This is a genomic window from Streptomyces cyaneochromogenes (genome assembly GCF_003963535.1).
Classification (GTDB): domain Bacteria; phylum Actinomycetota; class Actinomycetes; order Streptomycetales; family Streptomycetaceae; genus Streptomyces; species Streptomyces shaanxiensis.
Genome location: NZ_CP034539.1, coordinates 6913272 through 6934380, shown reverse-complemented (window position 1 = coordinate 6934380; position 21109 = coordinate 6913272). Strand labels below are relative to the sequence as shown.

The following is a 21109-nucleotide window of genomic DNA, read 5'->3' as shown; positions in this document are numbered from 1 at the left end:
CCCCGCGGCAGACTCGGCGCCTAGGTCCGATCCTGCGGCAGGCGGAGTTCGAACAGAGCTCCGCCCGCCGGTGCCCGGCCCACGGTGAGCGTCCCCCCGTGCCGTACGGCGACATCGCGGGCGATGGCCAGGCCCAGCCCGGCGCCGCCGTCGTCGCGGCTGCGGGCCTCGTCGAGCCGGACGAACCGCTCGAAGATCCGCTCCCGGTCTGCCTCGGCAACCCCGTCCCCGTCGTCGGCGACGGCCGCGACGGCCCACGCCCCGTCCGTGCGGACGGTCACGGTGACCGCCGAACGGGCGTGCCGCTGCGCGTTGTCGAGCAGATTGCCGATCACCCGCTCCACCTGGCTCCGGGACCCGGCCACGTCCACGACCTCCGCCCGGACCGTCACGTTCTTGCGCCCCCGGGCCTCCCGCCGCGCGACCTCGCCGAGGTCGAACCGTTTGGCGCCCGTCGCCTCCCCCGCGTCCAGGCGGGCGAGCAGCAGCAGGTCCGCGGCGAGGCGCTGCAGTCGTACGGTGTCCTCCACCGCGCCCGGCACGTCCAGCAGCTCCGGGTGGGCGGCGCCCACCTCCAGCTGGGTGCGCAGGCTGGCGATGGGGCTGCGCAGCTCGTGCGAGGCATCGGCGACGAACCGGCGCTGCTGTTCCACGGAGGTCTCCAGCGCGGCCAGCGTCTCGTTGGTGGTGCGGGCGAGCCTGGCCACCTCGTCATGGGTGTCCGGCTCCGGCACGCGCCGGGCGAGGTCCTGCGACGCGGTGATCGCGGCCATCTCGCGCCGGATGCCCTCGACGGGGCGCAGGGCACGCCGGGTGACCAGCCAGGTCACGGCCGCGACGACACCGAGCAGCAGCGGGAAGCCGATCAGCATGACGGTCAGCGCGGTGTTCACGGCGCTCTGTTCGGCGTCCAGCGAGCCGCCGGCGTAGACGGTGACCGGCCTGTCGCCGGCCTTCCCCTCGACGGCGGCGAAGCGGTAGTCGGCGCTCTCACCGTCGATCGTCGCGGAACCGTCGGTGAACTTCGTCCCCTCGCCGATCTCGCCGGCGTCCTCGGCCGGGTGGTCGTCCGCGTCGTCGTCGGCGTCCTCGCCGCCCGTACCCTTCTCGCCCTTACCCGTACCGCCCGGCTGCGGCTGCGGCTTCACCGCGTCGGTGGCCGTGCCGCTGATCCGCTCCAGGTCCTCGCTCGCCGCGACCAGGGTGTTGTCCGCGTCGACGACCTGGACCGGACTGTCGTCGTCCATGTCCAGCTGGTCGTAGGCCCTTCCCCCGGCGAGCTGGGCGACGACGCTCTGCGCCGCGCGTTCGGCGTCGTTGCCCGCCTGGTCGATCAGGGTGGACCGCAGCGACAGCAGGACCGCCGCCCCCGCCGCGACCAGCGCCACGGCGACGACGAGGGCGGCGCCGAGCGTGGCCCGCGAGCGGACCGAGCCGAAGAGCCTTCTCATCTTTCCTTCTCCAGCCGGTACCCGGCACCCCGCACCGTCCGGATGAGCCCGGCGCGCAGCTTGCGCCGCAGAGTGCTGACGTACACCTCGACGATGTTCGGATCGCCCTCGTACGCGAAGTCCCAGACGTGCTCCAGGATCTCGGACTTGGACACCACCTCGCCGGCCCGCACCACGAGTTGCTCCAGGACCGCGAACTCCTTGGCGGTGAGGGTCACTTCGTCCTCGCCGAGGAAGACCCGGCGGGCCGCGGTGTCGACCTTCAGGTCGCCCTGGACGTGCACGGGAGAGGCCCCGGCGCCCTGGCCGCCGCGCCGCAGCAGCGCCTTGACGCGGGCGACGAGGACGACGTACGAGAACGGCTTGGTGAGGTAGTCGTCGGCGCCGGTGTCCAGCCCCTCGGCCTCGTCGTACTCGCCGTCCTTGGCGGTGAGCATCAGGATCGGCACCTCGTGGCCGGCGGCACGCAGGGCGGCGCAGACGCGGTAGCCGTTCAGGCCGGGCAGCATGATGTCGAGGATCACGAGGTCGTACGACCCCTCCGAGGCCCGGTACAGCCCCTCCCGGCCGTCGTGGACGACGTCCACGGCGTATCCCTCGGCGGTCAGGCCCTTGGCGAGCGACAGGGCCAGCCGCTTCTCGTCCTCCACGATCAAGAATCGAAAGGGGCGACGCGAAGCGTCTCGAGCAGGGTGGTGGTGGGTGACGGGCGGGCGCATGCGTAAAGGTTCGCAAAGCGAAGCTGAAGATCTCTTCAGGGGGCTTCAGGTTCCTCTCAGCGTCGGTTCGGCAGATTGATTCCCGTCGAAGCGAACACAGCGAAACGACGCGAATCCGAATGACTCGGGAGGAACCGTAATGAAGCGCAACATCGTCATCGCCACCGTCGCCGCCGCGGCCCTGATCGGAGGCGGCACCGTCGCGGCCTATGCGGTCGGTGGCGACGAGAGCGCGCCCACGCAGCGGCAGTCGAGCGTACGGCTCACCGACGACCGGGACGACACGGCGGCGCAGGACTCGGCCGAGGACTCGGCGGAGATCACCGCGGACGACACCGCCGACGACCGGGGCGACGCCGCCGAGGCCCGCGCGAAGGCCCGCACCGCCGCGCAGGTCACCGCCGCCGACGCGATCGCGGCCGCGTTGAAGCACACGCCGGGCACGGCCGTCGCCGCCGACATCGACGACGACCGCGCGAACGTCTGGGAGGTGAACGTCGTGAAGGGCGACGGCACCGACTACGACGTCCGGGTCTCCGCGGCCGACGGCAAGGTCCTCGGCGCCCAGCGCGACAACGACGACGACAACGACGGCCGCGAGGACCTCGCCGCCCTGAAGGGCGCGAGCGTGGACGCCCGCGAGGCCGCGCAGGCGGCCGCGGCGAAGGGCACGGTCACCGACGTCGACCTGGACGACGACGGCCCCGCCGCCTGGAGCGTGGACACCGCGAAGGGCGAGTACGAGGTCGACCTCAAGACCGGCAAGGTCACCCAGGTCCAGGACGACGACCAGGACGACACGTCCGGCGACGACGACTGACGAACACCGCTACGCGAGGGGCACGGAAACCGCCGTGCCCCTCGCGCGACGCGCGCCCCGCGCCACAGCCGCCGCCGTCAGCAGCGTCACCCCACCGGTCACCGCGAAGCACACCCCCACCGGCAGCCACCCGACCAGCGCCCCGGCGGCCGCCGTACCCGCCGTGCTCCCCGCGTTGACGGCCGTGTTGACCCAGGCCCCGGCCTGCACCCGGGCCTCGGGCGCGGCGGTGTCGTCGGCGATGAGATACGCGGTGGTGAGCGCCGGCGCCACGAAGAACCCGGCGACCGCGGCAGCCGCGGCGAGAGTGCCCAGGCCCGGGGCCAGACCCGCACCGACGAGCGCCAGCCCCAGGCCGACGACCATCACAGGCAGCCGCGCCCCGGCCGGACTCCGCCACGCGACGGCCCCGTTGAGCAGCCCGCCGACGGCGCTTCCGGCCGACATGGCGGCCAGCACCCAGGCCACGCCCGCGCCGCCGTGGCTCTGGCCCCGCCCCTCGGCGAACGCCACGACCAGCAGATCGACCACTCCCAGCGCGAGCCCCACCCCCAGGGCGGCCCCCACGGGCCGTCCGAGCTCGCGCACCAACAGCCGCCCGGCGGGCCCACTCCCCCGTTTCCGCCCGCCGGGCGGCACCTCCCGCACCACCGGCGACGACACGAACGCGGCCGCCCCGGCCGCCATCAGCACCGCCCCGACGACGATGCCGGCCGCCGGCGGAGCCAGCCCCACCAGCACGCCGACCAGCAACGGGCCCGAGACGAACAGCAGTTCCTCGGCGACACCGTCGAGGCTGTAGGCCCGCTGCAACAGCGCCCGCTCCGGGGCGATCCGCCCCCACACGGCGCGCATGGTCGGCCCCAGCGGCGGAGTACAGGCCCCCGCCACGGCGGTGACAGCGCCCAGGACGACCGACGAGGCACCGCCCGGCCGCCAGACGGCCACCGTCAGCACCCCGAGCAGCGTGACGTAGGCCGCGACCATCGGAACGAGCGCCCGGCACGGCCCGTACCGGTCGATGAGAGCCGCCCGCGCGGGCGACAGAAAGACACTGGTCCCGGAGAACAGCGCCATCACGACGCCCGCCACCGCGTACGACCCGGACGCGCGGGTCACGGCAAGCATCACGGACAGCGGGACGACGCCGTACGACAGCCTGCCGAGCAGGGCGGCGGCGAAGGTGCGGCGGGCATACGGGATCCGGAGAACGGCGGCATACGACGGCCGCACCACAGATGTGGAAGACACGGGAGTTCCTCGACTCGAGGCGGAAAAGGGGACGCGTCAGCACCGCGACGATCACGGCCGACCGGCCGTTCACCGTGCGCGGGCAGGGCGTGCCCTATGCCAAGAGGAGGTACATGCGGATCAACTTACCAGCGTGGACGGGGAGTTGCCCATGCGGCGGACCATGCAGGCCAACGGCCCACACCCAGCCACGCGAGCGGACGCGGCCTGCCCGCGAGCTGTCGGCCCGGAGCCGGCAGCGCGAGGCGCGGCCCCGAGTCCCCCGACTCCCCCGGTCGCGTCAGCTCTTCGTCAGCCCCGCCACCAGCTCGTCCGCCGCCCGGTAGGGATCCAGCTCCCCGGCGACGATCTTCTCCGCCAGCGCGCCGAGCCGGCGGTCGCCGTGGAGGTCGGCGATGCGTTCGCGCAGGGCCGTGACGGCGATGGTCTCCACCTCGCGGGCGGCGCGGGCGCGGCGGCGTTCGGCCAGGACTCCGCGCTCCTCCATCCAGGCGCGGTGCTTCTCCAGGGCTTCCAGCACTTCGTCGACGCCCTCGGCGCGTGCGGCCACCGTCTTGACGATGGGCGGGCGCCAGTCGCCGGGGCCGCGGGACTCGCCGAGGCCGAGCATGTGGTTGAGCTCGCGGGCGGTGGCGTCGGCGCCGTCGCGGTCGGCCTTGTTGACGACGTACACGTCGCCGATCTCCAGGATTCCGGCCTTCGCCGCCTGGATGCCGTCACCCATTCCCGGGGCCAGCAACACCACCGACGTGTCGGCCTGGGAGGCGATCTCCACCTCCGACTGGCCGACGCCGACCGTCTCGACCAGGATCACGTCGCAGCCCGCCGCGTCCAGGACGCGGATGGCCTGCGGGGCGGCCCACGCGAGGCCGCCGAGGTGGCCGCGCGTCGCCATCGAGCGGATGTAGACGCCGGGGTCGGAGGCGTGGTCCGACATCCGGACGCGGTCGCCGAGCAGGGCGCCGCCCGAGAAGGGCGAGGACGGGTCGACGGCCAGGACACCGACCCGCTTGCCCTGCTTTCGGTAGGCCGTCACGAGCGCGGACGTGGACGTCGACTTGCCCACGCCCGGCGATCCCGTCAGGCCCACGACGTACGCGTTGCCCGTCAGCGGGGCAAGCGCCGCCATGACCTCCCGCAGCTGCGGGGACGCCCCCTCCACCAGCGAGATCAGCCGGGCCACCGCCCTGGGCCGACCTTCCCTGGCCTGGGTCACCAGTGTGGAGACGTCCTGCATCACAGCTCCGTTCACGAAAGAGGTCCTACAAAGGAGAACTCAGGCCTTGGGTACCCGCACGATCAGCGCGTCACCCTGCCCGCCGCCACCGCACAGCGCGGCCGCGCCGACCCCGCCGCCCCGACGCTTCAGCTCCAGGGCCAGGTGCAGGACGAGGCGCGCACCCGACATACCGATCGGGTGCCCCAGGGCGATGGCTCCACCGTTGACGTTCACCTTTTCGGAGGACACCCCGAGGTCCTTCATTGACTGCACCGCGACGGCGGCGAAGGCCTCGTTGATCTCGATCAGGTCGAGGTCCGAGACCTCCAGGCCCTCCTTCTTCAGGGCGTGCAGGATGGCGTTGGAGGGCTGGGACTGGAGGCTGTTGTCCGGACCCGCCACGTTGCCGTGGGCGCCGATCTCGGCGATCCAGTCCAGGCCGAGCTCCTGGGCCTTGGCCTTGCTCATGACGACGACCGCGGCGGCACCGTCCGAGATCTGGGAGGACGAGCCCGCCGTGATGGTGCCCTCCTTCGAGAACGCCGGGCGCAGCTTGCCCAGCGACTCGGCGGTGGTGTCGCCGCGGATGCCCTCGTCCTTGCTGAAGAGGATCGGGTCGCCCTTGCGCTGCGGGATCTCCACCGGGGTGATCTCGGCCTCGAAGATGGCGTTCTTCTGCGCGGCGGCGGCCCGCTGGTGGGACAGGGCCGCGATCTCGTCCTGCTCGGGGCGCAGGATGCCGAGGCGGGTGTTGTGCTTCTCCGTGGACTCGCCCATGGCGATGTTCTCGAAGGCGTCGGTCAGACCGTCGTACGCCATCGCGTCGACCATCTGCACCGCGCCGTACTTGTAGCCCTCACGGGACTTCGGCAGCAGGTGCGGGGCGTTGGTCATGGACTCCTGGCCGCCCGCGACGATCACGTCGAACTCGCCGGCGCGGATCAGCTGGTCCGCGAGGGCGATGGCGTCGAGGCCGGACAGACAGACCTTGTTGATGGTGAGCGCCGGGACGTTCATCGGGATGCCGGCCTTGACCGCGGCCTGGCGCGCCGGGATCTGCCCCGCCCCGGCCTGCAGCACCTGGCCCATGATCACGTACTGCACCTGGTCGCCACCGATCCCCGCACGGTCGAGGGCGGCCTTGATCGCGAAGCCGCCGAGGTCGGCTCCGGAGAAGGACTTCAGTGAGCCGAGCAGCCGCCCCATCGGGGTGCGGGCACCCGCGACGATCACGGACGTCGTGCCGTTTCCAGAAGACATGAGGTGCGATCCCCTTCCAGCTTGGACAGCCGAGGAGTGAACGAGGGTTTACTTCGAATGTACTGAGTGGCACTCCGTGCCGTCACCGGGCCGTCAGTGTGATCGCGCGCACGTTGCGTAACCACCCGGGGAGCGCTCCACTGAACAACATGCTGACGCGAATCGACCACATCGGAATCGCCTGTTTCGATCTCGACAAGACCGTCGAGTTCTACCGGGCCACGTATGGCTTCGAGGTGTTCCACTCCGAGGTCAACGAGGAGCAGGGCGTCCGCGAGGCCATGCTCAAGATCAACGAAACCTCCGACGGCGGTGCCTCCTACCTGCAGCTTCTTGAGCCGACGCGGCCGGACTCGACCGTCGCGAAGTGGCTCGACAAGAACGGCGAGGGTGTCCACCACATCGCTTTCGGTACGGCAGATGTCGATGGAGATGCCGGGGACATCCGCGACAAAGGCGTACGCGTTCTGTACGAAGAGCCCCGGCGCGGCTCCATGGGGTCACGAATCACCTTCCTGCACCCCAAGGATTGCCACGGCGTACTGACAGAACTGGTCACTTCGGCGCCTGTTGAGTCACCTGAGCACTGACCCTCGTACATATGGGCCGGTAGGGTTGGGGGCGGTCGCCGCTCAGTCCAGGGTGGCCGCCATTTCCGGGGTCCGGGTTTCGGGGGACGAGGGTGGGGCAACAGCCCGTGCTCCGCCGTTGATCTGACACCATTCCCCGGGGGCCCCGTTCGGCGGATGGACGGTGCCCGTATGGAGAGACTTGCGACCAGGGGACGGATGGGACCGCGCAGTGCGGGGCTACGAACGCCAGGAGCGAGAGCCGGCGGCTGACGTCGACCACCTCTCTCGGTTCGAGGCCGAGATGGATCGGCTGAAGACCGAGCGGGAAAAGGCGATCCAGCACGCCGAGGACCTCGGCTACCAGGTCGAGGTGCTGCGCGCCAAGTTGCACGAGGCGCGGCGCACCATCATGTCCCGGCCGGCCTTCGACGGCGGTGACATCGGCTATCAGGCCGAACAGTTGCTGCGCAACGCCCAGATCCAGGCGGACCAGCTCCGCCAGGACGCGGAGCGGGAGCTGAGCCAGGCCCGCGCGCAGACCCAGCGCATCCTGCAGGAGCACGCGGAGAACGCGGCCCGGCTGCAGGCCGAGCTGCACCAGGAGGCGGTGACCCGCCGCCAGCAACTGGACCAGGAGCTGGCCGAGCGGCGGCAGACCGTCGAGTCGCACGTCAACGAGAACGTGGCGTGGGCGGAGCAGCTGCGCGCCCGCACCGAGCAGCAGGCCCGCCGGCTCCTCGACGAGTCGCGCGCCGAGGCCGACCAGGCCATGGCGGCCGCGCGCGCCGAGGCCGAGCGGCTCACCGGCGAGGCCCGCCAGCGCCTCACGGGCGCGGCCGAGGAGGCCCGTGCGGAGGCCGAGCAGATCCTGCTCCGGGCCCGTACGGACGCCGAGCGGCTGCTGAACGCCGCCTCCACGCAGGCCCAGGAGGCCACCGACCACGCCGAGCAGCTGCGCAGCTCCACCGCCACGGAGTCCGACAGCGCCCGCCGGCAGGCCACCGAGCTCAGCCGGGCCGCCGAGCAGCGCATGGCGGAGGCCGAGGAGGCGCTGCGCAAGGCGCAGTCCGAGGCCGAGAAGCTGGTCGCCGAGGCCACGACGGCCGCCGAGAAGGCGCTCAGCAGTGCCGAGTCGGCCAACGAACAGCGCATGCGTACGGCGAAGGAGCAGGTCGCCCGGCTGGTCAGCGAGGCCACCAAGGAGGCCGAGACCACCAAGGCGGACGCCGAGCAGGTCGTCGCCGACGCCCGCGCCGAGGCCGAGAAGATCGTCGCCGAGGCCGCCGAGAAGGCCCGCACGATCACCGCCGAGGAGAGCGCGACCCAGCTGTCCAAGGCGGCCAAGACGGCCGAGGACGTCCTCAACAAGGCGCAGGAGGACGCCCAGAACACCACCAAGGCCGCGGCCGAGGAGGCCGAGCGGATCCGCAAGGAGGCCGAGGCCGAGGCGGACCGGCTGCGTGCCGAGGCGCACGACATCGCCGAGCAGCTCAAGGGCTCGGCGAAGGACGACACCAAGGAGTACCGCGCCAAGACGGTCGAGCTGCAGGAGGAGGCCCGCAGGCTGCGCGGCGAGGCCGAGCAGCTGCGCTCCGACGCGGTCGCCGAGGGCGAGAAGATCCGCGCGGAGGCCCGCAAGGAGGCCGTCCAGCAGATCGAGGAGGCGGCCAAGACCGCCGAGGAGCTGCTGGCGAAGACCCGGCAGGACGCGGACGAGCTGCGCCAGAAGGCCTCGACGGACAGCGAGAAGGTCCGCACCGAGGCCATCGAGCGGGCGACGACGCTGCGCCGCCAGGCCGAGGAGACCCTCCAGCGCACCCGCCAGGAGGCCGAGCGGCACCGCGACGAGGTCGTCGAGCAGGCCGAGGGCATCAAGGCCGACGCCGAGCGGGCCGCCCAGGAACTGCGCGAGGAGACCGAGCGCGGCATCGAGGCCCGCCGTGCGGAGGCCGCCGAGGAGCTGGCCCGGCTGCAGAGCGAGGCCGAGCAGCGGCTCGCGGCGGCCGAGCAGGCGCTGTCCGACGCCCGCGAGGAGGCCGCCCGCATCCGGCGCGAGGCCGCCGAGGAGACCGACCGGCTGCGCGCGGAGGCCGCCGAGCGGATCCGCACGCTCCAGCAGCAGGCCGAGGAGGAGGCCGACCGGCTGCGCGACGAGGCCGCGTCGGACGCGTCGGCGTCCCGTGCCGAGGGCGAGGCCGTCGCCGTACGCCTCAGGTCCGAGGCCGCGGCCGAGGCCGAGCGGCTGAAGTCGGAGGCGCAGGACACCGCCGACCGGGTCCGGGCGGAGGCGCAGGCCGCCGCCGAGCGGCTCGCCACCGAGGCGTCCGAGACGCTGGCCGCCGCCCAGGAGGAGGCCACCCGGCGCCGCCGCGAGGCCGAGGAGACCCTCGGCTCCGCCCGCCAGGAGGCCGACCAGGAGCGCGAGCGGGCCCGCGAGCAGAGCGAGGAGCTGCTGGCCTCCGCCCGTACCCGGGTGGAGGAGGCGCAGGCCGAGGCGGTGCGGCTGGTCGAGGAGGCCGACCGTCGCGCCACCGAGATGGTGTCGGCGGCCGAGCAGCACGCCCAGCAGGTCCGTGACTCCGTCTCCGGGCTGCACGAGCAGGCCCAGGAGGAGATCTCCGGGCTGCGCAACGCCGCCGAGCACGCGGCGGACCGTACCCGCCGGGAGGCCCAGGAGGAGGCGGACCGGGTCCGCTCCGACGCCTATGCCGAGCGGGAGCGGGCCAGCGAGGACGCGGGCCGTATCCGGCGCGAGGCGAGCGAGGAGTCCCAGGCCGCCAAATCGCTCGCCGAGCGCACCGTCGCGGAGGCGATCGCCGAGGCGGAGCGGCTGCGCTCGGAGGCGTCCGAGCACGCCCAGCGGGTGCGTACGGAGGCGTCGAACGCCATCGCCGAGGCCGAGCAGGCCGCGTCCCGCACCCGGGCGGACGCCCGCGAGGACGCCAACCGGATCCGTTCGGACGCGGCGACGCAGGCCGACACCCTCATCACCGAGGCGCGTTCCGAGGCGGAGCGGCTGCAGTCGGAGACGATCGCGGAGGCGGACCGGGTCCGTGCCGAGGCACATACCAAGGCCGACAAGCTGGTCGGGGACGCCACGTCGGACGCGGAGCGGCTGCGCGCCGAGGCCGCGGAGACGGTGGGGTCGGCGCAGCAGCACGCGGAGCGGACCCGCAGCGAGTCCGAGCGCGTCAAGGCCGAGGCGGCAGCGGAGGCCGAGCGGCTCGTGACGGCGGCGCGCGAGGAGGCCGAGCGCACCCTCGACGAGGCCCGCAAGGACGCGGCCAAGCGCCGACAGGACGTGGCCGAGCAGGTCGACAAGCTCATCACCGAGACCACGGCCGAGGCCGACAAGCTGCTCACCGAGGCGCAAGCGCAGGCCCACAAGACGACCGCGGACGCCGAGGCGCAGGCCGACACCATGGTGGGAGCCGCCCGCACGGAGGCCGACCGCCTCGTCGCGGAAGCCACGGTCGAGGGCAACTCGCTGGTGGAGAAGGCCCGCACGGACGCGGACGAGCTGCTCGTCGGCGCCCGCCGGGACTCCACCTCGATCAGGGAGCGCGCGGAGGAGCACCGCGACCGTGTCACCAGCGAGGTCGAGGCGCTGCACGACCGGGCCCGCCGGGAGATCGCCGAGACGATGAAGTCGACCGGCGACCGCTGCGACGCGCTCATCAAGGCCGCCGAGGAGCAGATGGCCAAGGCGCAGGCGAAGGCCAAGGAGCTGGTGTCGGAGGCCAACTCCGAGGCCGGCAAGGTCCGTATCGCCGCCGTCAAGAAGGCCGAGGGCCTGCTGAAGGAGGCCGAGCAGAAGCGGTCCTCGCTGATCAGGGAGGCCGAGGAGCTCAAGGCCGAGGCGATCCGCGAGGCCAAGCGCACGGTCGAGGAGGGCAAGCGCGAGCTGGAGGTCCTGGTCCGGCGGCGCGAGGACATCAACGCCGAGATCTCCCGGGTCCAGGACGTCCTGGAGGCGCTGGAGTCCTTCGAGGCACCGTCCGGGGGCAAGGATGGCGGGGTCAAGGCCGGTGCGACAGTGGGCGCCCCCCGATCGGGTGGCAAGTCGCCGGAGAGCTAGCCAAGAGACGGGAGTCCGGTGTTTTCTGGGGCCTTTGACCAGATCTTTGGCAAGCAGTCCTGCGGTTAGCCACCCAAAAGGGGTGTCATTCTCCAGATCAAACACGCATCCGCTCGATGACACACCGCTTCGGCCCCTAGGATTCCACCTATCACCTCACCGGTCTCTTTCGACAGGAACCCCATGAGCGACACTTCCCCCTACGGCTTCGAGCTAGTGCGGCGTGGGTACGACCGCGCTCAGGTGGACGAACGGATCTCCAAGCTCGTCTCCGACCGTGACAGCGCTCTCGCCCGCATCACCGCTCTGGAAAAGCGCATCGAGGAGCTCCACCTCGAGACGCAGAACGCCCAGGCACAGGTAACCGACGCTGAGCCGTCGTACGCCGGCCTCGGCGCGCGTGTCGAGAAGATCCTCCGCCTCGCCGAGGAAGAGGCCAAGGATCTGCGCGAGGAGGCCCGCCGCGCCGCCGAGCAGCACCGCGAGCTCGCCGAGTCGGCGGCCCAGCAGGTCCGCAACGACGCAGAATCGTTCGCTGCGGAGCGCAAGGCCAAGGCCGAGGACGAAGGCGTCCGGATCGTCGAGAAGGCCAAGAGCGACGCCTCCCAGCTGCGTGCCGAGGCGCAGAAGGACGCGCAGTCCAAGCGCGAGGAGGCCGACGCCCTCTTCGAGGAGACCCGCGCCAAGGCCGCGCAGGCCGCCGCCGACTTCGAGACGAACCTCGCCAAGCGCCGCGAGCAGTCCGAGCGCGACCTGGCCTCCCGTCAGGCCAAGGCCGAGAAGCGCCTCGCCGAGATCGAGCACCGCGCCGAGCAGCTGCGCCTGGAGGCCGAGAAGCTGCGCACCGACGCCGAGCGCCGTGCCCGCCAGACGGTGGAGACGGCCCAGCGCCAGGCCGAGGACATCGTGGCCGACGCCAACGCCAAGGCCGACCGGATCCGTTCGGAATCCGAGCGCGAGCTCGCGGCTCTCACCAACCGCCGCGACAGCATCAACGCTCAGCTGACGAACGTCCGCGAGATGCTGGCGACCCTCACGGGCGCCGCGGTGGCCGCCGCCGGCACCCCGGCCGAGGACGAGCCCATCTCCCGCGGGGTTCCCGCCCAGCAGACCCGGTAACGAACCGGCACACGTCTGCTGAACTTTGGCAAAGCCCTCTGCCACTGGGGTGGCAGAGGGCTTTGTCCCGTTTTAGCGTGGGCGGCATGATCGAGCTAGAGGGGCTGACCAAGCGGTACGGCGAGAAGGTGGCGGTCAACAACCTGACCTTCACCGTCAGACCGGGCATGGTCACGGGCTTCCTCGGCCCGAACGGCGCCGGGAAGTCCACGACGATGCGGATGATCCTCGGCCTCGATCACCCCACCGCCGGCTACGTCCGTATCGACGGCAAGCACTACGACCGGCTCAAGGACCCGCTGACGTACATCGGCGCCCTGCTGGAGGCCAAGGCCTGGCACGGCGGGCGCAGCGCCCACAACCATCTGCTGTGCCTGGCGCAGAGCAACGGCATTCCGCGGCAGCGGGTGCGCGAGGTGCTGGAGACGGTGGGGCTCACGGCGGTCGCGCGGAAGAAGACCAAGGGCTTCTCGATGGGCATGGGCCAGCGGCTCGGCATCGCCGCCGCGCTGCTCGGCGACCCGCGGATCCTGATGTTCGACGAGCCGGTCAACGGGCTCGACCCCGAGGGCATCCACTGGATCCGCAACCTGATGAAATCCCTTGCCGCGCAGGGCCGTACGGTCTTCGTCTCCTCGCATCTGATGAGCGAGATGGCGCTGACCGCCGAGCACCTCGTCGTCATCGGGCAGGGGCGGCTGCTCGCCGACACGACCATGGCGGACTTCATCCAGCGGAACTCGAAGTCGTACGTCCGGATACGTACCCCGCAGCGGGAGCTGCTGCTCGACGTTCTGCACGCCGCCGGGATCACGGCCGTGGAGACGGGCAACGGCTCGCTGGAGGTCGACGGCGGCAAGGCCGAGCAGATCGGGGAGCTGGCGGCGCGGCACGGGGTGGTGCTGCATGAGCTGAGCCCGCAACAGGCTTCGCTGGAGGAGGCGTTCATGCAGCTGACCGCGGAGTCGGTGGAGTATCACGCGCACTCCACGGCGGCGCCGCAGCCACGCGACGAGCAACAGCCGTGGGGCGAAGGCTGGAGGAGGAGCTGAACATGGCAGCCACCCAGGTCATTCGCTCCGAGTGGACCAAGATCAGGTCCGTCGCCTCCACCGTGTGGACGCTCTCGCTCGCCGTGGTGGTCACCATCGCGCTCGGCATGCTGATCTCGGCCCTGTCGAAGAACGAGTTCGACAACATGGACCGGCGGGACCAGCTGTCCTTCGACCCGACCTTCATCAGCTTCGCCGGGATGAGCCTCGGTCAGCTCGCGATGATCGTGTTCGGCGTGCTCGTCGTCTCTAACGAGTACAGCACCGGCATGATCCGCAGCTCGCTGGCCGCCGTGCCGCAGCGCGGCACCTTCCTGTTCAGCAAGATCGCGGTGGCGACCGGTCTCTCCCTCGTCGTCGGCCTCGCCACCAGCTTCGTCGCCTTCTTCCTCGGGCAGGCGATGCTCGGCGAGCACAGGGCGCAGATCGGCGACCCGGGCGTGCTGCGGGCGGTGATCGGCGGCGGCCTCTACATGACCCTGATCGCGATGTTCTCGATGGGCGTCGCCGCGATGCTGCGCTCGCCGATGCTGTCGCTGGGCATCCTGATGCCGTTCTTCTTCCTGGTCTCCAACATCCTCGGCAACGTCTCGGCCACCGAGAAGATCGGCCGGTATCTGCCGGACCAGGCCGGCAGCCGGATCATGCAGGTGGTCACCCCGATCGACGACGACAAGCCGTACGGCCCCTGGGGCGGGCTCGGGATCATGGTGCTCTGGGTGATCGCGGCGATCGTGGGCGGCTATGTGACGCTGAGGAAACGGGATGCCTAGCTGATGCGCGGGACGCATGGCCCCGGCGGAGCGGAACGCACGGACTCACGCAGCGGGACGCGTCGGGTCCTCGCCGTTCGGCCTCGGGTCCATCAGTCCGTCGAAGTCCCGCCAGCCCTGCCATTGCCAGACATCCACGCCGAGGTCCGGCTCCAACGGTACGAAGCGGCCGAGTTCGAAGTCACCCGCCTCCAAGTCGAACCAGCGCTCGTCCGTGACCTCGGTCCCCAGCCCCACGGTCCGTGCCGACACTCGGACGAGCAGCTTCACGCCGTGCGACTGGGACAGGTCCTTGCCCTGTATCCGCCGGAACGGCAGTTCGGGCACGGGCGCCTCAAGCGGTATCCACACGGTGAAGGGTGCCCCGCGCTCCACCGCGAGCCAGGCCCGCTCGTCGGCGAGGTCCCCCTTGGCGTCCAGCACTTTGAGCCACTGCTTGTAGATGACCAGACTGCCGTCGTGCGGGGAGCGCTCCAGATAGCGCAGATGGGCCCGAGCCGTCAGATCGACCACCGAGAGGTTGTCGAAACGGCTGTAGAAACGGACGGCGATGATCGCGTCGTCGCTGTCGGCGTGCAGCCGCGCATAGCCGGGGAAGTCCGCGGTCCAGGCCTGCGAGATGCTGGCCCGCTGCCGCCAGACGAACGGGCGAAGCGCGAACAGTTTGACGAGGACGACGCCGAGCAGTACGGCGGGCACCAGCGCGCCCGTGACGGAGACGAGGGTGGCGAGGAACTGGTGCCAGGAGCTGTCCCGTTCAGGCTCCAGGCTGCCGGTGCCGACGCAGGCGCGCAGCACCGTGAGGCTGAGCCCGACGAGCCGCTCCCCGTCCGTGAACCGCTCCCGAAGCGAGCGCGGTGAGTCCTCGGTCAGCGTCCACACGGCCGCGACGACGACGGCGAGCCCCGCCAGCGCGCCCAGAGTCATCAACAACAGCGCATGAACGGTGCGTCCGGCGACCCACCAGCGAACAGAAGTTCGAAAGCGAGGGTGTTCACCGCGTCGCCCAAGAGGTCCCGTTCGTAACCGTCGGCTCAACTCATCTGCCCCGTAACCGAGTTCATGCCTGCCCGTACAATAGGACGGCATCATTCCCGGTGTCCGTGTCGGCCAACCCCGCGAGAGTGGGTATGGCAGTCTCCACCCCGGGTACACCTCGCGTGGCAGGCTGTGACCGTATCGCGCGATCACCCCGGAAGGGCGTCACCATGACGACGGATCGAAGCCTCGCGGCGCTGGGCCTGGACGACGTGCCCGCCAAGCAGCCGCTGACCTATCCGGGACGGCCGACTCCGGAGCCCTCACTGCTCACCGGCGACGAGTTGCTGGAGCTCGGCGTGCGGCGGCTCAGGCTCGGCGAGTGGTACGTGGACGAGCAGCGGCAGTTGGACGAGACACTCAGGGAGCTCGGCCAGGCCGTCACCGGCCGCCGCCACCCTGTCGTCTCGGTCGGCTCCAACGCCTCCCCCGGCCAGGTCGCCCACAAGCTGACCCGGCTCGGCATCCCCGCGACCGTGCCCATGGTGCCGGTGCGGGTGCGCGGCATCGCGGTGGGCTGCTCCGGGCACATCAGCCCCGCGGGGTACGTGGCGGGGACGCCGTACGTCGACAGGGGCGCCGAGACCACGCTGGTGGTGACCTGGCTGGACTCGACGCAGCTCAAGGCGGTCGACGACACCGAGTTCCCGGACTACCGGCGGGCGATACTGCCGGGTGACGCGTTCCCGATGACCATGCCGTCCGGGGAGCGCCTCGGCGGGGCGTACATCTATTTCAGCTCGCACGGCGTCCTCGCGGACCCGGACACCGCGCGGCCGCGCCACGGCGGCGGCGACCAGGCCGCACTGCTCGCTTCCCTGCTCGATGCCTCACCTCGGCTGCGCGAGCTGCTCGGCCCCGATCCGGCGACCTGGGTGGAGCGCGCGGGCGCCGACCAGGAACTGCGTGAGCGCGGCACGCTCCTCTTCGGCGAGGAGGGCTGGGTGCTGCCGCAGACCGAGTTCCTGCCGTATGTGGACGACTCGCCCGTGCTGCGGCTGTACGACGACCTGCCACCGCTGGGGGACTCGCTGCCGGTGCCCGCCCCAGGCTTTTAGGAGCGCGGGGCCGAGTCCAGGCGCGGCCCCTCCAGACCGACGCCAACCACTCCGTCCCCGGAGGGAACCGTCAGCGCCCCGATATGCTCCTAACCCTTACGGGGGGCGTGTGCCCCGCTGTCCTGATCCTTTCGATGGGTGCGGAGCATGATCGAAGCAGTCGGCCTGACCAAGCGCTACGGCGACAAGACCGCTGTGTACAACTTGTCCTTCCAGGTGCGGCCCGGTGCCGTCACCGGCTTCCTGGGCCCCAACGGCTCGGGCAAGTCGACGACGATGCGGATGATCCTCGGCCTGGACAACCCGACCGCGGGCCATGTCTCCATCGGCGGCTATCCCTACCGCAAGCTGCCCAACGCCCCCCGCCAGGTCGGCGCCCTGCTCGACGCCAAGGCGGTGCACGGCGGCCGGGCGGCCCGCAACCACCTGCTGTCCCTGGCCCAGCTGTCCGGCATCCCGGCCCGCCGCGTGGACGAGGTGCTGGGCGTGGTCGGCCTCCAGGACGTGGCCAGGAAGCGCTCCAAGGGCTTCTCGCTCGGCATGGGCCAGCGGCTCGGCATCGCCGCCGCGCTGCTCGGCGACCCGCAGGTGCTGCTGTTCGACGAGCCGGTCAACGGCCTCGACCCCGAGGGCATCCTCTGGGTGCGCAACCTGATGAAGTCGCTGGCGGCCGAGGGCCGTACCGTCTTCGTCTCCTCGCACCTCATGAGCGAGATGGCGCTGACCGCCGACCACCTGATCGTGATCGGACGCGGGCAGCTGCTCGCCGACATGAGCGTCAAGGACTTCATCGCGGCGAACTCCGCCGGCTTCGCCCGGGTGCGCACGCCCGACACCGAGCCGCAGCTGCGCGAGAAGCTGGCCGGCGCGCTCACCGAGGCGGGCGGCCATGTGCTGCCCGAGCAGGACGGCGCGCTCCGGGTGACCGGGCTGCCGCTCCCCCGCATCAGCGACGTCGCGCACGACACCGACGTACGGCTGTGGGAGCTGTCGCCGCACCAGGCCTCGCTGGAGGAGGCGTACATGCGGATGACGCAGGGCGCGGTCGACTACCGCTCCACGGTCGACCAGAAGGAAGGGCTCCAGCAGCCGCTGCCGCCGGGCGCGCAGCCGCCGATGCCGGTCGCGGGCCAGGGCCAGCCCGGCTGGTACGCCCCGCCGCCGCCCCAGCAGGGCGGGCAGCCGTTCGCCCCGCCGCAGGGCGCGCCGGGCCGGCCGCCCGCCGGTGCCTACGGCGCTCCCGCGGCGCCCGGTTCCTCTCCGGACGCCGGCCCGGCCAACCCGTACGCCCAGCAGGTGCCCCAGACGCCGCCCAGCCAGGCTCCGGGACACCCCGCCGCGCCACAGGCCGCCGCCGCGCCCGCGCCCCAGCAGGCGCCCGCACAGCCGCCCGCGCCGGCCGCCGCTCCCTCCGCCCCTGCCGCCCCGACCAAGCCCGAGGACGCCCGATGAGCACGCCCCAGCCCCCGATGCCGCAGACCGCCGCACCGAACTGGCAGGCGGCACCCGGCTCGTCGTTCCCCACCTACACCTCGCCGATCCCCGTCGTGCGCACGCACCTCGGGCACGCGCTCTCCTCCGAGTGGACGAAGATCCGGTCGGTGCGCTCCACGATGTGGACGCTCGGCGTGTTCGTGCTGCTCGTCGTCGGCATCGGCCTCGGGGCCGCCTCGCTGGTCGCCGCCAACTCCGATGAGGCCAGCCTGCGCAGCGAGAACCCGCTGGCGTTCGGTTCCTTCGGGCTGCTGCTCGGCACCATGTGCATCATCACGCTGGGCGTGCTGACCACGGCCTCGGAGTACGGCACCGGCATGATCCGCACCACCATGACCGCGTGCCCGACCCGCGGCCGGGTGCTGACGGCGAAGGCGATCGTGTTCTTCGCGGTCGCGTTCGTGGTGACGCTGTCGTCGGCGGTCCTGGTCGCCCTCGCGGACGTGGCCCTGCTGGAGGGCGCGCGGGATCCGTCCGGCGAGGAGTGGCTGAAGGGCACGGTCGGCATCTCGCTCTTCATCGCGCTGCTCGGCCTGCTCTCGCTCGTCGTCGGATCGATCATCCGGCACTCGGCGGGCGCGATCACCATCATGATCGGCGTCGTGCTGGCCCCGCTGGTCATCGCGATGTTCATGTTCTCGCAGTCGCTGGAGGACCTCCAGCAGGCCCTGATCGAGTACTCGATCCCGAACCAGCTCAGCGTCTTCTACTCCCAGTCCCTCACCGAGTCCGGCCCGTCCGGCTGGGACCCGCTGTGGATCATGCTCGGCGTGACGGCCGCCGCGTTCGCCGGCGCCTACGCGCTGCTTGAGAAGCGGGACGTGTAGGTCCTCAGGGACCGAGTCCTCGGGAACCGAGTCCTCGGGAACCGGCTCAGAACTTCGGCGCGTTACGGGACCGCTGCACCCTCGAGGTGCGGCGGTCCTTCGCGTTCCAGCACGCCTTGTGCCAGTGGCGGCGCTCGTCGACGCCCGAGTGGTCCGGCCAGGCGACGATGTGCGGGACGCCGTCCGGGATCATCTGGTCGCAGCCCGGGCAGCGGTACGACTTGCCCTGTGCGCTCGCGCCCGCCACATGCCGCACGTTCCAGTCCTCGCCCTGCCAGCTCTCCGAGGACTGCCAGCCGCCGTAACGGCCGGGGCGGTCGTCCTCGGAGCCAGGTCCGGACGAGGCGGCGCCCTTGGGGCCGTTGGGTCGGTTGCGACGCGGGGACACGGAACACCTCACGGGGCTATACAGGATGCACGGGTCATGTCCAGCCTACGCGGCACGGACAGGGGTAGCCGTACGGCACCAACCCCCACAAGTCCCTCACTTCGACGATGGATTCTCCCGACAATCCGCAAATCTCTTCGCCAGGCCGTGTCCTCGGCACGTGTCAGACGGTTATGCCGGGTGGGGGAGCTCCGCGTCGGAGCCAAGGAAGCAGGAAAAGGCAATGCGTGTAGGAAGTTTCGTGTTGGCGGCCCGGTTCCCCGGGCAGGGCGACGGGGAGGCGCTGCATCGCGCGGTCCGCTCCGCGGAGGTCGCCGAGGAAGCGGGGCTCGACACGGTCTGGCTGGCCGAGCACCACTTCGTGCCGTACGGCACCTGCCCGTCCGCGATCACCCTGGCCGCGTTACTGCTGGGCCGCACCACGCGGCTGCGGGTCGGCACGGCGGTCAGCGTGCTGCCCACGGCACACCCGGTGGCCGTCGGCGAACAGGCCGCGCTGCTGCACATCGCCTCCGGCGGGCGGTTCTCGCTGGGCGTGGGCCGCGGCGGGCCGTGGGTCGACCTGGAGGTGTTCGGCCAGGGCCTCAAGGCGTATGAGGAGGGGTTCCCGGAATCACTCGATCTGCTGCTGCGCTGGCTGCGCGAACCGTCGGTCTCGGCCGCCGGCGAGCGGTTCGGCTTCCGTGAAGTCGCCGTCGTACCACGGCCGTCGGAGTGCCTCACGGAGGCGGAGGGGCCCGAGGTCGTCGTCGCCTGTACGTCACCCCGGAGCGTGCGTCTCGCGGCCGAGCGCGGGCTGCCGATGCTGCTCGGGATGCACGTGGGCGACGAGGAGAAGGCCGAGATGGTCGCCCTGTGGCGGGAGCACGCCCGCGCGGCCGGGAGGCCGGCGGACGAGATCCACGGCGTGGCCCATGTGTCGGCCGGCGTCTGCCAGATCGCGGACCGCCGCACGGACGCGGTCGAGACCCTCACGAAGGCGATGCCTGGCTGGCTCCGGCAGGGCCTGGAGGCCCATGTCACCGTGGACGGCCGTCATCGCGCGATGCGGGACCCGCTGGCCTACACCGAACTGCTCTGCGGGCTGCACCCGGTGGGCACCCCTCGCCTGTGCGCCGACCGCCTGGCGGCGACCAGCGAACGGACCGGCATCTCCCGCTTCGCCCTGCTCGTCGAGGGCTCGGGCGACCTGGTGGCGACCGAGGAGAACGTACGACGGCTGGGCTCCGAAGTGCTGCCGCACCTCGGCTGAACCGCGTTCCGCCGGGAGGCTTGCCGCCCCAGTACTCAAGCACCTCCCGCGTAAGGAGCGGCAAGCTAGTGGCTCACTGCGTCAGCAGTCCCTGAGCTCCGGAGACTGGTTCAGCAGCTGATTGCGGACCGAGGTGAAGCGCGCGAGCGTCTCGTCGACCGAGGCGTCAAGCGGGAACACCGCCACCCGGTGGCAGTTCTGGAAGGCCAGTCGCACCCCGAAGTGCCGCTGCAGCGCACCGCGTATCGCGTCACTCGCAAGCGCACGCAGCAGCTGGCCACGTGCCTGCTCGTCCGGCGGGGGCGTCTGGTTGTCGGCGAACGAGCCGCCGTCGACCTTCAGCTGAGCCACCAGGGAGCTGATCATCTCCCATGCATAGGGCAGGGAGGTCCGGACGCAGTCGACGAATGCGGCTTCGTCGACCTCGCCTCGCTCGGCCTGTTCGAGTAGGGCCGGTGAGACGTCGAGCGACATGGGTTCTCCTCTCGCACCCCCACAGCAGCAGGGGTTGCCGGACAGATAAGGGAGTGCGCGACACCGGACACTCTGTGTACACGCCTCGCGACCTCCCGTTTAATACGTTAGGCAACAGACGGTGACGGCACCAGGAGAATGCGTACATGGGCGGTCCCCGTTAGGCACACAATCGGCCAGAAATGAACAGGGGCAGTCCGGGGTCATACGGACTCTCGCAGGGCGAATCGCGTCCACCACGGCCCGTCGAGTAGCGTTGCCGAC

At 71.4% G+C, this 21109-nt stretch carries 18 protein-coding genes; 10 read left to right on the top strand and 8 right to left on the bottom strand.

Annotated features, from left to right (window positions below):
- Nucleotides 1–20: 20 nt before the first annotated feature.
- A complete protein-coding gene (locus EJ357_RS31750; RefSeq protein ID WP_126395115.1) occupies nt 21–1451 on the bottom strand; it encodes a sensor histidine kinase in 1431 nt (476 codons plus the stop codon).
- On the bottom strand, nt 1448–2170 hold the full coding sequence (locus EJ357_RS31745; protein WP_407698428.1) for a response regulator transcription factor: 723 nt from the start codon (nt 2168–2170) through the stop codon (nt 1448–1450). The genes EJ357_RS31750 and EJ357_RS31745 overlap by 4 nt, the downstream gene beginning before the upstream one ends.
- Nucleotides 2171–2309: 139 nt before the next feature.
- On the opposite strand from EJ357_RS31745, the gene EJ357_RS31740 reads away from it, so the two are divergent.
- Nucleotides 2310–2990, top strand: a complete 681-nt coding sequence (locus tag EJ357_RS31740; protein WP_126395113.1) for a PepSY domain-containing protein — start codon at nt 2310–2312, stop codon at nt 2988–2990.
- A 9-nt stretch (nt 2991–2999) separates the two neighbouring features.
- On the opposite strand, the gene EJ357_RS31735 is transcribed toward EJ357_RS31740, so the two are convergent.
- The 3 genes from EJ357_RS31735 to EJ357_RS31725 all read right to left on the bottom strand — a co-directional run bounded on the left by EJ357_RS31735 (nt 3000) and on the right by EJ357_RS31725 (nt 6720).
- Entirely contained in the window at nt 3000–4241 is a 1242-nt protein-coding gene (locus EJ357_RS31735) for an MFS transporter (protein ID WP_126395112.1), read from the bottom strand.
- 280 nt (nt 4242–4521) lie between these two features.
- Nucleotides 4522–5478: a methylmalonyl Co-A mutase-associated GTPase MeaB gene (gene meaB, locus EJ357_RS31730; protein WP_126400313.1), complete on the bottom strand. Its 957-nt coding sequence runs from the start codon at nt 5476–5478 to the stop codon at nt 4522–4524.
- Nucleotides 5479–5517: 39 nt separating this feature from the next.
- Nucleotides 5518–6720 (bottom strand): acetyl-CoA C-acetyltransferase, encoded by a 1203-nt coding sequence (locus EJ357_RS31725; protein ID WP_126395111.1) that lies wholly within the window; start codon nt 6718–6720, stop codon nt 5518–5520.
- A gap of 149 nt (nt 6721–6869) precedes the next feature.
- Here EJ357_RS31725 and mce point away from each other — a divergent pair, with 149 nt between their 5' ends.
- The 5 genes from mce to EJ357_RS31700 all read left to right on the top strand — a co-directional run bounded on the left by mce (nt 6870) and on the right by EJ357_RS31700 (nt 14314).
- Nucleotides 6870–7310 (top strand): methylmalonyl-CoA epimerase, encoded by a 441-nt coding sequence (gene mce, locus EJ357_RS31720; protein ID WP_126395110.1) that lies wholly within the window; start codon nt 6870–6872, stop codon nt 7308–7310.
- A gap of 211 nt (nt 7311–7521) precedes the next feature.
- A complete protein-coding gene (gene scy / locus EJ357_RS31715; protein WP_126395109.1) occupies nt 7522–11370 on the top strand; it encodes a polarized growth protein Scy in 3849 nt (1282 codons plus the stop codon).
- A 183-nt stretch (nt 11371–11553) separates the two neighbouring features.
- A complete protein-coding gene (locus EJ357_RS31710; protein ID WP_126395108.1) occupies nt 11554–12489 on the top strand; it encodes a coiled-coil domain-containing protein in 936 nt (311 codons plus the stop codon).
- 86 nt (nt 12490–12575) lie between these two features.
- The gene (locus EJ357_RS31705; RefSeq protein ID WP_126395107.1) at nt 12576–13541 is read left to right on the top strand and encodes an ABC transporter ATP-binding protein; all 966 of its coding nucleotides are present in this window, start codon (nt 12576–12578) and stop codon (nt 13539–13541) included.
- 2 nt (nt 13542–13543) lie between these two features.
- Entirely contained in the window at nt 13544–14314 is a 771-nt protein-coding gene (locus EJ357_RS31700) for an ABC transporter permease (protein WP_126395106.1), read from the top strand.
- Nucleotides 14315–14359: 45 nt separating this feature from the next.
- Here EJ357_RS31700 and EJ357_RS31695 read toward each other — a convergent pair whose 3' ends face one another.
- Nucleotides 14360–15241 (bottom strand): hypothetical protein, encoded by an 882-nt coding sequence (locus EJ357_RS31695; RefSeq protein WP_126395105.1) that lies wholly within the window; start codon nt 15239–15241, stop codon nt 14360–14362.
- 281 nt (nt 15242–15522) lie between these two features.
- Between EJ357_RS31695 and EJ357_RS31690 the strand changes: the two genes are divergently transcribed.
- From EJ357_RS31690 to EJ357_RS31680, 3 genes are all read left to right on the top strand, one after another.
- On the top strand, nt 15523–16410 hold the full coding sequence (locus EJ357_RS31690; RefSeq protein ID WP_228472667.1) for a hypothetical protein: 888 nt from the start codon (nt 15523–15525) through the stop codon (nt 16408–16410).
- Nucleotides 16411–16557: 147 nt separating this feature from the next.
- Nucleotides 16558–17862, top strand: coding sequence for an ABC transporter ATP-binding protein (locus EJ357_RS31685; protein WP_126395104.1), 1305 nt, complete (start codon nt 16558–16560; stop codon nt 17860–17862).
- Entirely contained in the window at nt 17859–18731 is an 873-nt protein-coding gene (locus EJ357_RS31680; RefSeq protein ID WP_126395103.1) for an ABC transporter permease subunit, read from the top strand. The genes EJ357_RS31685 and EJ357_RS31680 overlap by 4 nt, the downstream gene beginning before the upstream one ends.
- A gap of 46 nt (nt 18732–18777) precedes the next feature.
- On the opposite strand, the gene EJ357_RS31675 is transcribed toward EJ357_RS31680, so the two are convergent.
- Entirely contained in the window at nt 18778–19119 is a 342-nt protein-coding gene (locus tag EJ357_RS31675) for an ATP/GTP-binding protein (RefSeq protein WP_126395102.1), read from the bottom strand.
- 223 nt (nt 19120–19342) lie between these two features.
- On the opposite strand from EJ357_RS31675, the gene EJ357_RS31670 reads away from it, so the two are divergent.
- Nucleotides 19343–20371 (top strand): LLM class flavin-dependent oxidoreductase, encoded by a 1029-nt coding sequence (locus tag EJ357_RS31670; RefSeq protein ID WP_126395101.1) that lies wholly within the window; start codon nt 19343–19345, stop codon nt 20369–20371.
- Between the two features lie 81 nt (nt 20372–20452).
- Here EJ357_RS31670 and EJ357_RS31665 read toward each other — a convergent pair whose 3' ends face one another.
- Nucleotides 20453–20845: an SCO5389 family protein gene (locus EJ357_RS31665; protein WP_126395100.1), complete on the bottom strand. Its 393-nt coding sequence runs from the start codon at nt 20843–20845 to the stop codon at nt 20453–20455.
- Nucleotides 20846–21109: the final 264 nt, after the last annotated feature.